A 12,845-nucleotide genomic window follows, 5' to 3' on the forward strand; every position below is an offset into this window, starting at 1 on the left:
AATTTGGGCTTATAGCCCTGGGACAAACCACCCGTTTGACGGGTGGTCATGATTAATAGTCAGTGTCATTATCATTCTCTATAGATTTATTAGAAAACAAAAATCCGCTTATTTATATACGCTTTATTAAACTAGATAACTTTTAAAATCTTATAAGAATAACTAGATTATTTTAATGTTTCGTAGTATAATAACACTAGGAAAACAAACTGTATAAACCAATATTTATAGGTTATTCAAAACGCTTATATATATGTGTTAAATTATTTATTACAGCGCCTAAAACTCTATTATATAAGGAAATATTACATGATCGATATCCACTCTCACATTGTTTTTGGTGTAGATGATGGACCAAGCACAAAAGAAGAAAGCCTAGCTCTTCTGAAAGAAGCTTTTTCACAGGGAGTTCGTACGATTGTATCCACTTCACATCGTCGTAAAAATATGTTTGAAACTCCAGAAGATTGTATAATGAAAAACTTTAAAGAAGTTCAGGCTCTCGCTAAAAGAGCATTACCAGAGTTAAAAATTCTATATGGAGCTGAAATATACTTCACCCAAGATGCTCTTGAAAAATTAAATAATAAAGAGATTCCTACTCTGAACGATACACAATATGCTTTGATTGAATTCAGCCCGACCACCCCCTATTGGGAAATCCGCAATGCAGTAAATAAAGTTTTATTGTTAGGTATTAGACCTGTCATTGCCCATATTGAACGCTATGTTGAACTAGAAAAAAATGAAAAAAGAGTTAAAGAGCTGATAGATATGGGATGTTATACTCAAATAAATAGTTCAAGTGTTCTTAAGCCTAAAATGTTTGGGGATAAGTATCGCTTACTCAAAAAAAGAGCTCAATATTTTCTTGCCCATAATCTAGTTCACTGTGTGGCTAGCGATATGCATAATCTAAGCTCAAGACCGCCATATATGGAGCAAGCATTTGACACGATTAGTCATCAGTATGGAAAGGAAAGAGCAGAAGAATTATTTTTAGTGAATCCTCAGTTGATTATATCGAACAAAAATATTTAGCAACATTTAATTTAGGTGTATTTCCTGTATTTTAATCACGTAAGCTTGAAAATCTTATTTTTTTATGTTATATTGAACTGTATGATTTAATTCTTGGTAAATATACATATTTTTACTAGTTCTAACTTTTTTATACTTGGAACTATATATATATATATATATATGCATCAACGTAGTGAGTGGCGCACGCATATATATGCGTGCGCCTTAGTTTTTTCTAGGAGAATGATGCTTATGTATAGGAGAATTAAGAGAATTATAGGTCTTCTAATTTCTATACCCTCATTACTATTAATTATCCCGATTTGTTTAATAGCATGTATCTTTATTGTAATCGAATCAAGTGGTAATCCTATTTACATACAAGAACGAATTGGTTTAAATGGACGAAGGTTTTCAATTTATAAACTCCGCTCCATGTATCAAGATGCTGAAAAGAACGGTCATAAATGGGCGAGCAAAAATGATACACGCATTACAAAAGTTGGACGTTTTATTCGTAAAACACGAATTGATGAATTACCACAAATTATCAATGTGATTAAAGGTGAGATGTCCATTATTGGGCCACGACCAGAAAGACCAGAGTTTATCAATGAATTTTTGAAAGATATCCCTAATTTTAATGAACGTTTAGCTGTTCGCCCAGGAATCACAGGATGGGCTCAAGTAAATGGTGGTTATGAATTAACTCCTAAAGATAAATTAGTCTACGATCTATTCTATATCAATCACGAAAGTATCAAGTTAGATTTTCTTATACTATTAAAAACAATTAAAGTGATGGTTACCGGGAACGGATCTAGGTAGTTCTAAGAAAGAAAAAATAAATAAAAGGAAACAAACAATAATATGACTATTTTTAATAAAAATATTAATAGATTTTTTTCTTTGATAAAAAGCAAACTACTATTTTTACTTCTATTTACTATAGTAGGGACGACAGCAGTTGGTCTATATACTGTTTTTATCATTTCTCCTATATACAGTGTATCCTCTAAGCTCATAATGAAGAACACTTCAAGTCAAACAAATGGGCAAAATAATGATGCGCAAACGATTGAAGCTATAAACCTCTTTCAAAGACAAGCTAAGACTTATTTAGAGATAGCAGATCTTCCCCCTGTAAAAGATGAGACCAATAAAGCATTAAGCTTATCACCAGATGAAATTTCAAAAATCAAGTCTGTTAAATTAACAAATGACTCAGGTTCTCAGTTGGTCACAATAACAGTTAGAGGACTAGATCGAAATTTAGCAGAACGTTATATTAAAGAGTATGTGTCTCAGTACAAGAAATTTACAGCAGATAGATTAGGGCGCGACAACTTGTCAGTTGTTACTGAAGCACTGGGAAGTGATTCTCCAGTTTATCCCGTTCTATGGAAGAATCTTCTTGTATCTATTCTAGTATTTTCTTTTGTAGGATTTAATGTTATTTTCATCAAATATCTATTGAGTGATTCGATTGATTCTTACGAAGACTTGGAAGAGTTAGTGGGAACACCTGTTCTCGGGATGATTCCGACTATAGAGAGAAAGAGAAGAGGTGAGTGACATGCATATCGAAGTTATTCATAACAGTAAATCCATCGTAGCTGAGTCCTTTAGAACTTTAAGGAGTAATCTTCAGTTCTCAGAATTTGGAAAAAATATTAAAATCATTGTCGTTACAAGTGCCAACCCCAATGAAGGCAAGAGTGAAGTCAGTATCAATCTTGCCGCTTCTTTGGCCCAACAGGGGAAAAGAGTGATTATCATAGACGCGGATATGCGTAAACCAACTCAACATAAATTAACCGAGCTAAATAACACTGAAGGACTCAGTACCTTTCTATTAAAGAAGTCAGGAGTAGATTCCATTAATCATTTGACGATAAATGATGTGAATTTAGATGTACTGACTTCAGGACCTGTTCCGCCTAATCCTTCTGAGATGTTAGCTAGTTCTTCTATGGATGAAACACTTAAAGCATTTGAGGATTTTTATGACTATGTCATTATCGATACACCTCCCTTGCTAGCAGCAACGGATGCTCAAATTTTAGCAAGTATTGCTGACGCCACACTTCTAGTCGTAGATACAAAAAAATCAAAACGTCGACAGATCACTGAAGCAAAACGTAGATTAGATCATGTTGGAGCTAGACTACTTGGTGTGATAATGAATAAAATAGATTCACATAAAGACACCTATTATTACTATTATTAAAATAACTATTTGAAAGGCTAAGGATAAAGAAAAAAATGGCAATCTATCTTTTAATGTTCGTTTATATCTCTTTCCTTGCCTTTTTCTCATTAAAATATGAGGATAAAGAACAAGAGTTAAGATTTCTTGTTCTTCCGACTTTCTTCTTTTTTTTAATCATTGCAGGTTTTCGTACTTCTAGCGTCGGAGGAGACTTAGGAACTTATATCCATATTTTTGAATCAAATCATTTACAACTTCCGGATTTATCAAATCTATTTCGTTCTCGATTTGAACTTGGTTATTTAGTAAGTAATATTTTCCTAAGAAACTTTAGTGAGCACTATCCATTTTTATTATTTTCCTATGCCTTTATAACTTTAATTGCCTGGTTTCTTGTGCTTTATAAGCATTCTAAAAATGTTTACATGAGTTTACTGATTTACTTCAGCTCGTTAGGACTCTTTTTTTATTCTTTATCAAATATCAGGCAAGGTCTAGCGATCGCTTTAAGTTTTTTAGGGTTTCACTACGTAGTAAAAAACAAGAAGATTTTAGCATGGGTATTTATCTTACTAACTCCCTTATTTCATACATCTGGTATCGTCTGCCTCTTGTTTTTCCCCCTTAAAAAAATCGTTTTAAATAAAAGAATATACCAATTTGTGTTCCTTGCATTTCTAATCATCTTACCTTTTATCAAACAAATTGCAACTATCTTTATTTCTTTCTTCCCTCAGTATACTTCCTATCTGGAATCATCCTGGTTTTTGGAAAGCAATAAATGGGCACCAATATTTTTAACAATTTGGTATGGTATAGTTCTGCTTTTTGGAGAACTAGTGATTAGAACGAAAAAACTATCGACTGAAGAAGAATTTATAAGAACTTTGTTCTTTATCTCCTTTTTATTTACTGCGTCAACTTTGCAAACAAGTCTTTTTGGCAGATTCGCACACTATTTTACCCCCTTTATTTGCCTATATATCCCTATGATTTTATCTAAAATAGGTGACAAAAAAGTTCAATGGATTTTATTTTATTTGATGATATTGGTTTACGCTTCAATCTTTCTAGTCATTGTTTATTTTAAAGCTGACTGGTACCATGTCGTTCCCTACCGTTCAGTTATTGTAGATTGGTTATTTGGAAATTAGGTTTAGGAGTTATAAAATGAAATTTTCAGTTCTAACGACAGTCTATAAAAAAGAGACTCCTACAAATTTAAGGAAAAGTTTACTAAGTTCTTATCAGCAGACCCTTAAACCGACAGAAATCATTTTAGTTTGTGATGGCGAATTGACTGAAGAGTTAGAAATAGAAATCCAAAAGTTGCAGAGAGAGATTCCGATTTTAAAAGTTTTTCATTTACCTGAAAATTTAGGCTCAGGACCAGCCTCTCTCTTTGGAGTCAATCAATGCCAAACAGAATTCATTGCAAGAATGGACAGTGATGACTATTCTCTAGAAACAAGGTTTGAGAAGCAATTAGCAGCCTTTGAAAAAAATCCCAACCTCATCATGGTTGGTTCCAATATCCTAGAGAAAAATACAGAGTTTACCGCCTTAAAGAAAGTACCAGAAACTACAGCCGAAATTCGTCAATATTCGAAAATGAGAAATCCCTTTAATAATCCATCGAGTATGATGAAAAAAAAATATATCTTGAAGGCTGGTAATTATCGTAAGTTCCGCTATCTAGAGGATTATGACCTCACCATGAGATTGTTACACGATAATCCAACCAAGGATTTTTTGAATATCCAGGAGCCATTAGTGGTCATGCAGACTAACGATTCTAGCTATCTGCGGAGAGGCGGTTTCTTGTATGTAAAGACGGACTTTATGCTCCAATTAGATTTTTATCGTAGAAGAGACATTAGTCTAGTAGAATTTCTTAGAAATATTTTCCTTCGTAATGCGGTTCGAATTCTTCCGAATTCAGTTAGGAAATGGGTCTATCAGAAAAAAATGAGAGAAGATGTAGAGGTGATTAGGAAGATATGAAGAGAGTCATTACATACGGAACATTTGATTTATTGCATTACGGTCATATTAATCTCTTAAAAAGGGCAAAAGCCTTGGGAGATTATCTGATTGTAGGATTATCCACCAATGAATTTAATAGACTAGAAAAAAATAAAGAATGTTATTTTGATTACGAAGAAAGAAAATCGCTATTAGAGGCTATCAGATATGTGGATCTTGTTATACCAGAAGAAAATTGGGATCAAAAAATCTCAGACATCGAAAAGTATCATGCTGATGTGTTTGTCATTGGAGATGATTGGCAGGGCAAATTTGATTATTTAAGTGATATGGGGATAGAGGTTGTTTACCTACCACGAACAAAAGAAATTTCAACCTCTAAGATAAAGAATGATTTGAATCAAGGGAACTAGGATGAAATATCAAGTCATACATGTAACAGGTAGTGTAAGGAATACCATGAGCGGCGTACAAAGTTTTATCAAAAATCATATCCCAACTGATGATCAAGAGTTTGAATATATGGTAGGTGAGTCAAATGGAGACGCTCATTTCCCATTTAATCAATACTTAGATGAAAAAGAAATTAAACGAATTATTTTTCCAGCCCTAAAGATTTCTAAACTATTCGCCTATGCGAGAGAATGCCGACACTTTTATGAAACGAATAAAATTGACATTCTCCATGTTCATAATCCTATAACCGCTTTTATACATAATTACTATGCTCGAAAAAATGGTGTCCCAGTTAGGATTTACCACAATCATAGTAGCCAATTTTCAGATACTTGGTTGAAAAGTATACGCAATCGATTTTTGGTCTTTCTAGCCTTGAAAAATGCAACCCATCGTATCTCTTGTGGCCAATTAGCTGGACTGAAGATATTTGGAAAGCAATCCTTTCAAATCCTTCCAAATGCAATTGACATCGATAAGTATCGTTTTTCTCCGATTTTTAGAGAAGAAATCCGCAAAGAGTTTCATATAGCTGAACATCAAAAAGTAATAGGGATGATTGGTATTTTAAATCCTTTCAAGAATCAGAGTTTTTTGATTGAAGTTGCTAAAGAATTACCTGACGTTACCTTTGTCTTTGTTGGTGAAGGTCCAGATCGTGCCATTTTAGAAGAGAAAAGTAAGGAAGTGAAGAATATCATCTTTACAGGAAAAAGAGAAGATGTTCATAAGTTTTATTCAGCCTTTGATATCTTTGCCTTTCCTTCTTTGTATGAAGGTTTCCCAATCGTGCTGGTAGAGGCTCAGTGTTCTGGAGTCGATATTCTCATGAATGAAACGATTGATCCAACAACTCAGATCGTTAGTGAACTTTGCACAGCCATGCCTCTAGATAAGGCTAAATGGGTAAACTACATAAAAAAGGCGCCTATCAAGAAGAAACAACGACAGCTAAATGAACACCTAAAGCAGTTTGATATTGAAGAAAATGTTCAAAATTTAAAAGAAATTTATAAGCAAGGTTTAAAAAGAGAATGATCAACTATTTAAAACCCTTACTGTTCAAAGTAAGTGATTTTACTTATAAAATAAATAAAATGATTCCCAAGAAAAGGAACAGAATTGTTCTCTATTCTAATTGGGGGTTCAGAGATAATCTTAGAACACTTTATCACTATTTAGTGGATAATGACTATCAGGAAACATATGAGATCGTTTGTGCTTCAAATGATTTTTATCATTTAGACAAAGAAAATGATGTAAAGTATGTTTCGATTTATCGAGGTTTCTTTTATTTTTTAACATCTAAATATTTTTTCTATTCATTTGGCAAGTATCCTATAAAGCCTGCTCCAAGCCAGATGGTTGTCAACTTGTGGCATGGAATGCCCTTAAAAAAAATTGGGAATCTTGAAGTTGGAATGGAAAAAATTGACTATAATTTCTTTACAAAATTAGTCTCCTCTTCAGAATTATTTACTCCAATCATGAAAGCTGCTTTTAATGCTAAAGATGAGCAGATGCTTCTTGTTGGCAATATCCGGAATGATGAGCTCTTTAAAGAGAAAAAAGAGAAAAAAATCATCTGGATGCCAACATACCGCAATTCTAAAAATTATCATGACAGCCAAGCAGCATTGATATTTTCTTTAGAAGAAGAGGACTTTCAAAACATTGAAAAACTACTCTCAAACTATGGGTATCAACTTTATATTAAACTTCACCCTCTTGAGGAATCTCAGTTAAAATTTGAAATGAATTATTCGACCATTCATCTATTAACAGAAGAGATTATTAGTGAGCAGTATGAGACTTTATATACCTTTTTGGGAACAACAAGTGCATTAATTACTGATTATTCATCAGTATTTTTAGATTATTATTTATTAAATAGGCCAGTTGCATTTACCATTAATGATTATGAGGAATACAAGGAAAAAAGAGGCTTTGTGTTTGAAGATGTGAAGAGTTTAATGGTAGGAAGTGTCATTCGTGATTCGCATGATTTATTAGAATTTCTAGAGAGTGTCATGAAATCTGAAGATCCTTATATTGACGAACGAAAAATAGTCAATAACAAGGTTAATGCCATTCAAAAAGATTTTACAAAGACCCTTTTGGATGAAATTGGATTAAAGAAATAAGGTTAGGATAAAGAATGATTAGTGTAATCGTACCCGTTTATAATGTAGAAACTTATCTGGAAGAATGTTTAGACAGCATTCAAAACCAAACCTATACAGACCTTGAAGTCATTTTAGTCAATGATGGTTCAACAGATGGATCAAAAGCTATTTGTGAACGTTATTGTAAAGAGAATCGTCACTTTCACTTGTTGAATCAAGAAAATCAAGGATTGAGCGCTGCAAGAAATAAAGGGGTAGAAATATCAACTGGAGAGTATATTGTATTTGTAGATAGCGATGATATTATTAAAACAAACTATTTAGAAAAGTTAATGCAATACATGACTGAGGATGTAGATATTGTAGAGTGTATATTTACAGTAAAGAAAATGGAATTTTTGGAAGAAAATATTGAGACAACAACCATTATTTTTGAAGGAGATTCAAATGAGGCAGTTAAGTTTTTCCCAAATCATACTCTAAATGTTAATGCAGTTACTAAACTGTACAGAAGAGAGATTGTTGAAGCAGTTCCATATATAGAAGGTGTATTTTATGAAGATGTTTATAGTGGAATAGGGATGTTAAAATATATTCGAAAAATGATTAAAATTGACTATGTAGGATATTATTATCGAGTACGTTTAGGTAGTATAATGCACCGAGAATTTTCACCAAAAAATCTAGATATATTTACTGTTTGTGATAAATTAATAGAATTATATGCTGATAGAGAAGACCTTCTTCCTTATGTTGGTAGTTTTTTAGTTCATTTGGCTACGATGCATTATCACAGTTATGTAAAAAAAGGGAATCCATATAGAGAATTCTATAATCAAAAATTAGCTGAGTATGTAACATTAACAAAGAAAAATCCAGAGTTAGCTAGAGCATCACGTTTGATTAGGCTCTATAACTTTTGCCCAAAATATTATAATTCAATTGTATTCCCAGTCTACTATGCAATTTGGAAATTCAAAAATGGCATAAAAGAAGTAAAGATTGATGAATAAAAATAAATGTGAAGGAAATTAATTTATGATTAGCGTAATCGTTCCAGTTTATAACGTGGAAGAATATCTGGAAAAATGTCTAGAAAGTATTCAACATCAGACTTATACAGATATTGAAGTCATCTTAGTAAACGACGGTTCAACGGACAGCTCAAAAGAGATTTGTGAACGATTTTGCCAGGTAGATAGTCGCTTTAGATTGATTAATCAAGAAAACCAAGGACAAAGTGTCGCAAGAAATCGCGGTGTTAAAGAATCTGTTGGGCAATATATTATGTTTGTGGATAGTGATGATGTGATCAATACAAACGTGTTAGAAGTACTACTTCCTTACATGAAGACGGATGTAGATATCGTAGAATGTAGAATGACAAGAAATAAAGAAGACTTCTTTCTTAATAGGACTTCTACAATTGTATTCGAAGGAAACGCTAAAGAAGCAATTCTTAATTGTATTGAGTTTAAAGAAGTGAAGTTTTGTCCCGTTACAAAATTATATACAAGAGAAATTGTTGAAAAGATTCCATTTTTAGAAGGATATATTTACGAAGATGTTTTTACAGGAATCAATTATCTAAAACATATTCGAAAAATAGTAGTTGTTGATTATATTGGTTATTATTACCGTGTTCGTGCAAATAGTACTATGACGAAATCCTTTAATGAAAAAGATTTAGATATTTTTAAAGTGGGAAATCAGTTAATAGATTCCTTTAAAGATGATGAAAATATGCTTCCCTATATTGGTTATTTTATGTTTTATCTTGGTCATGGACACTATTTAAAAGATGGGATCAATAAGAAGAGTCCTTACGTTGATTTATATGAAAATTTTATTCGAAATGCTGCTTTTATAGCAAAGCAATCCAAGGAAGTTGTTGGGAAATATCGTTTATTGAGACTGTACTTATTTGCTCCAAAATATTATACAACGATTACTCATCCTATTTATAAAAGTTTACAAAAGAGATGGATTTCTACTAAAAAAGTAATGAAGCATCTAAACGATAAATTACATATAAGAAAAAATTGATTATTTGAATATGTAGGATAACACACTAAATCTTAAAGGAAGTGTCAGAATAAAAATGATTAGCATAATAGTTCCAGTTTATAATGTAGAAAATTATCTGGAAGAATGTTTAGATAGTATCAAAAATCAAACGTATACAGATATCGAAGTAATATTAGTTAACGATGGATCTACTGATAATTCACAAGTAATTTGTGAAAGATATTGTCAACAAGATCCCCGTTTTCATTTAATTAATCAATCAAATCAAGGACAAAGTGTTGCGCGTAACAATGGAGTTGCTGCTTCTAGAGGTGAATTTATTACTTTTGTAGACAGCGATGATGTTATAAAAAGTGATATGTTACAACAATTAATGAGATATATGGATACAGGAATCGATATTGTAGAATGTGATAGAACTGAGGCTATTCAATGTTTAAATGAAGAAAAAAAAGATATTCATGTTAAAGAATTTGATTCAAATGAAGCATTATACCAATGTTTTAATCATGGAGTAAGTTGGAGCCCTGTCGCAAAACTCTATCGCCGTAAAATAGTGGAGAAAGTTCCGTTTTTAGAAAATTTAATTTATGAAGATTTTTATACTGGAATCGTCTCTTTAAAATATATTCATAAAATGAGAAAAATTGACTATATTGGTTATTATTATCGATATCATACTTCTAGTACAATGAATCAGACATATTCAGAAAAGAATCTTGATATTTTTAAAGTTGGCGAAAAATTATTAGAGGAATTTAGAGAAGATAATTGGTTACCTTATGTAGGGAATATGTTATTTTTAGTTGGTATTGGACATTTTAAAAAGTATAACATAAGAGTTGGACATCCATATTATCAGTTATATGTTGATGCAATTGATAACTATTTTGAAATAGCTAAGAAATCATCAGATATTTTCAATTCTAGTAAATTATTAAGATGGTATAGCTATTCACCAAAATATTTTTTAAGTATATTTTATCCTTTATATTTAAGATATTTATTTACGCGTAAAAAAACTTTAAAGTAGAGGTTATCCATGATTAGTGTCATTGTACCTGTTTATAATGTTGAAGAGTATCTGGAAGAATGTTTAGATAGTATTCAATGTCAAACTTATAGCAATATTGAAGTAATACTTGTTAACGATGGTTCTACGGATCATTCACAAGAAATTTGTGAGAGATATTGTAAACAAGATCCTCGCTTTCGCTTAATCAATCAAGCAAATAAAGGATTAAGTGGCGCTCGTAATCGTGGTATGACTGAATCTAAAGGCGAATTTATCACTTTTGTAGATAGCGATGATGTTCTTAAAGACGATATGTTGGAGCAATTATTAAAGCACATGACTTCAGAAGAAATGGACATCGTAGAATGTTGGTATACAAATGATAAAAAAGAAATAGAAATCCCTTCTCCCGAGAATGTCAAAATTATTTTTCAAGGAAATGCTAAAGAAGCTTTAGTCTCTTTATGTGAGGATAATATTGTTCGTTTGAATGCAGTCGCTAAACTGTTTAGAAGAGAAGTGATTCTCAATTTTCCATTTTTAGAAGGTCTATTTTATGAAGATGTGTATGGAGGAATGGGAATCTTAAAACATATTCATAAAATAGTGAAAATTGATTATACAGGATATTATTATCGCGTGCGTTCTGGTAGTATTATGAATCGAGAATTTAATTTTAAAAATTTGGATTTGTTTACGATTTGTGATAAAGTGGAACAACTATATGAAGGAAATGCTGACTTACTCCCATATGTACAGCGTCGCTTATTCCATTTAGTTTTGATGCACGTTGTCGACTATCATATATTCGAGGGAAATCCATATCAAGAAAAATATGTGGAATATTTGAATCGTTACGCTAAAAGTTCAAGTCAATCATTATTAATACGAGCCTATCGATTATTCCCTAAAAAGATTGTCTTCATTTCAAGAGTTATTGGAGCTATTCAATGGAGATTTGAAAAATATATTGTAAAAAGATTTTGGAGAGGGTTGAAGTAGTATGAATTATTACTTAAAAGAATTTTACGCAGAAGCCAAACATGCAGGATCTAAAGCAAGATTAGATGCTGAAAAAATAATGGTAGAAGCAGGATATCAACCTTTTTCCCTAAATAATGATTCAAATTCCATCGCTTTGACAAAAGATGATGTGTTAGTTCTTCAATTTCCATTATTATGGCATTCCTTAAAAAAACAAATTTTAACGAGATTTTTGAAAAATAGGACATTCAAAGCTTATTTACTGATTCATGATATCGAGTCCTTGAGAAACAAAAAAATCAGGTCATTTACAGATTTCAAGTACTCTATTATCCATTATTTACAAAATAAAACAGTCCTTGAAAAAGTCGATGGTATTATCGCCCATAACGAAAAGATGAAAGCAGAACTTGTACGATTAGGAATACCGGAAGAGAAGATTGTTTCCTTAGAGATATTTGACTATTTGATTCCACATTATAAAGAGAAGAAAGCTTATGAAAAAGAAACTATTTTGTTAGCTGGAAATTTCGATATTCGGAAAACAAAATACGCAAGACAATTACCTGAAAAACCAGATTTTTCTATTTATGGCATTAACTTTGAAGTAGAGCATCTTCCTAAAAATGTTCATTATCAAGGTGCTTTTTCTCCTGATGAACTCCCTAATCGCTTACATGGCGGCTTTGGGTTAGTCTGGGACGGAGATAGTCCTCATACTTGTAGTGGGATGTATGGAGAGTATTTAAAGATGAATAACCCACATAAAGCTTCTCTATATTTAGCATCAGGTTTTCCGATTATTGTATGGAGCCAATCTGCTTTAGCGGAGTTTGTACGAAAAAACCATTGTGGAATACTTGTTGATTCATTATTTGAAATTGCAGATTGTTTAAACTCGATTGATGAAGAAGATTTTCAAGAGCTGATTAAAAATAGTAAAATAGTAGGAGAGAAACTTCGTAACGGATATTTTCTAAAAACAGCTTTAGAAAAATGTGAAAGGAATTTGTAG

14 protein-coding genes are annotated in these 12,845 nt (G+C 31.9%); all 14 read left to right on the forward strand.

Annotated elements, in window-relative coordinates:
• The first annotated feature begins 309 nt into the window (after positions 1-309).
• Positions 310-1,041: a capsular polysaccharide biosynthesis protein Cps4B gene (gene cps4B, locus RYK12_RS06055; protein WP_314847736.1), complete on the forward strand. Its 732-nt coding sequence runs from the start codon at positions 310-312 to the stop codon at positions 1,039-1,041.
• 234 nt (positions 1,042-1,275) lie between these two features.
• Complete coding sequence (locus RYK12_RS06060) at positions 1,276-1,851, forward strand: sugar transferase (RefSeq protein WP_203180252.1); 576 nt, start codon at positions 1,276-1,278, stop codon at positions 1,849-1,851.
• Positions 1,852-2,049: 198 nt separating this feature from the next.
• On the forward strand, positions 2,050-2,598 hold the full coding sequence (locus RYK12_RS06065; RefSeq protein ID WP_260468215.1) for a YveK family protein: 549 nt from the start codon (positions 2,050-2,052) through the stop codon (positions 2,596-2,598).
• Position 2,599: 1 nt separating this feature from the next.
• Positions 2,600-3,253: a CpsD/CapB family tyrosine-protein kinase gene (locus RYK12_RS06070; RefSeq protein ID WP_314847742.1), complete on the forward strand. Its 654-nt coding sequence runs from the start codon at positions 2,600-2,602 to the stop codon at positions 3,251-3,253.
• 35 nt (positions 3,254-3,288) lie between these two features.
• Positions 3,289-4,389, forward strand: a complete 1,101-nt coding sequence (locus tag RYK12_RS06075; RefSeq protein WP_314847744.1) for an EpsG family protein — start codon at positions 3,289-3,291, stop codon at positions 4,387-4,389.
• Positions 4,390-4,405: 16 nt separating this feature from the next.
• Positions 4,406-5,239 (forward strand): glycosyltransferase, encoded by an 834-nt coding sequence (locus tag RYK12_RS06080; protein WP_261008722.1) that lies wholly within the window; start codon positions 4,406-4,408, stop codon positions 5,237-5,239.
• Positions 5,236-5,634: a glycerol-3-phosphate cytidylyltransferase gene (tagD, locus tag RYK12_RS06085; RefSeq protein WP_238095877.1), complete on the forward strand. Its 399-nt coding sequence runs from the start codon at positions 5,236-5,238 to the stop codon at positions 5,632-5,634. Before RYK12_RS06080 ends, tagD begins: the two co-directional genes overlap by 4 nt.
• A 1-nt stretch (position 5,635) precedes the next feature.
• Positions 5,636-6,715, forward strand: coding sequence for a glycosyltransferase (locus RYK12_RS06090; RefSeq protein WP_314847746.1), 1,080 nt, complete (start codon positions 5,636-5,638; stop codon positions 6,713-6,715).
• On the forward strand, positions 6,712-7,821 hold the full coding sequence (locus tag RYK12_RS06095; protein ID WP_314847749.1) for a CDP-glycerol glycerophosphotransferase family protein: 1,110 nt from the start codon (positions 6,712-6,714) through the stop codon (positions 7,819-7,821). The genes RYK12_RS06090 and RYK12_RS06095 overlap by 4 nt, the downstream gene beginning before the upstream one ends.
• Before the next feature lie 14 nt (positions 7,822-7,835).
• Positions 7,836-8,816, forward strand: coding sequence for a glycosyltransferase family 2 protein (locus RYK12_RS06100; protein ID WP_314847752.1), 981 nt, complete (start codon positions 7,836-7,838; stop codon positions 8,814-8,816).
• A 25-nt stretch (positions 8,817-8,841) separates the two neighbouring features.
• Complete coding sequence (locus RYK12_RS06105) at positions 8,842-9,849, forward strand: glycosyltransferase family 2 protein (protein WP_314847754.1); 1,008 nt, start codon at positions 8,842-8,844, stop codon at positions 9,847-9,849.
• A gap of 55 nt (positions 9,850-9,904) precedes the next feature.
• The gene (locus RYK12_RS06110; protein ID WP_314847757.1) at positions 9,905-10,864 is read left to right on the forward strand and encodes a glycosyltransferase family 2 protein; all 960 of its coding nucleotides are present in this window, start codon (positions 9,905-9,907) and stop codon (positions 10,862-10,864) included.
• A gap of 9 nt (positions 10,865-10,873) precedes the next feature.
• A complete protein-coding gene (locus tag RYK12_RS06115) occupies positions 10,874-11,848 on the forward strand; it encodes a glycosyltransferase (RefSeq protein WP_314847759.1) in 975 nt (324 codons plus the stop codon).
• A gap of 1 nt (position 11,849) precedes the next feature.
• Positions 11,850-12,845: a galactofuranosyltransferase gene (locus RYK12_RS06120; protein WP_314847761.1), complete on the forward strand. Its 996-nt coding sequence runs from the start codon at positions 11,850-11,852 to the stop codon at positions 12,843-12,845.

Origin of the sequence: uncultured Streptococcus sp. (assembly GCF_963518475.1) — a bacterium.
Lineage (GTDB): Bacteria > Bacillota > Bacilli > Lactobacillales > Streptococcaceae > Streptococcus.

Bases quoted from the DNA above. Each gene is read 5' to 3' on its own strand.
- RYK12_RS06090 (WP_314847746.1), top strand. From the start codon at position 5,636: ATGAAATATCAAGTCATACATGTAACAGGTAGTGTAAGGAATACCATG.
- RYK12_RS06120 (WP_314847761.1), top strand. From the start codon at position 11,850: ATGAATTATTACTTAAAAGAATTTTACGCAGAAGCCAAACATGCAGGA.
- RYK12_RS06095 (WP_314847749.1), top strand. From the start codon at position 6,712: ATGATCAACTATTTAAAACCCTTACTGTTCAAAGTAAGTGATTTTACT.
- RYK12_RS06080 (WP_261008722.1), top strand. From the start codon at position 4,406: ATGAAATTTTCAGTTCTAACGACAGTCTATAAAAAAGAGACTCCTACA.
- RYK12_RS06105 (WP_314847754.1), top strand. From the start codon at position 8,842: ATGATTAGCGTAATCGTTCCAGTTTATAACGTGGAAGAATATCTGGAA.
- RYK12_RS06075 (WP_314847744.1), top strand. From the start codon at position 3,289: ATGGCAATCTATCTTTTAATGTTCGTTTATATCTCTTTCCTTGCCTTT.
- RYK12_RS06115 (WP_314847759.1), top strand. From the start codon at position 10,874: ATGATTAGTGTCATTGTACCTGTTTATAATGTTGAAGAGTATCTGGAA.
- cps4B (WP_314847736.1), top strand. From the start codon at position 310: ATGATCGATATCCACTCTCACATTGTTTTTGGTGTAGATGATGGACCA.
- RYK12_RS06060 (WP_203180252.1), top strand. From the start codon at position 1,276: ATGTATAGGAGAATTAAGAGAATTATAGGTCTTCTAATTTCTATACCC.
- RYK12_RS06110 (WP_314847757.1), top strand. From the start codon at position 9,905: ATGATTAGCATAATAGTTCCAGTTTATAATGTAGAAAATTATCTGGAA.
- RYK12_RS06065 (WP_260468215.1), top strand. From the start codon at position 2,050: ATGAAGAACACTTCAAGTCAAACAAATGGGCAAAATAATGATGCGCAA.
- tagD (WP_238095877.1), top strand. From the start codon at position 5,236: ATGAAGAGAGTCATTACATACGGAACATTTGATTTATTGCATTACGGT.
- RYK12_RS06070 (WP_314847742.1), top strand. From the start codon at position 2,600: ATGCATATCGAAGTTATTCATAACAGTAAATCCATCGTAGCTGAGTCC.
- RYK12_RS06100 (WP_314847752.1), top strand. From the start codon at position 7,836: ATGATTAGTGTAATCGTACCCGTTTATAATGTAGAAACTTATCTGGAA.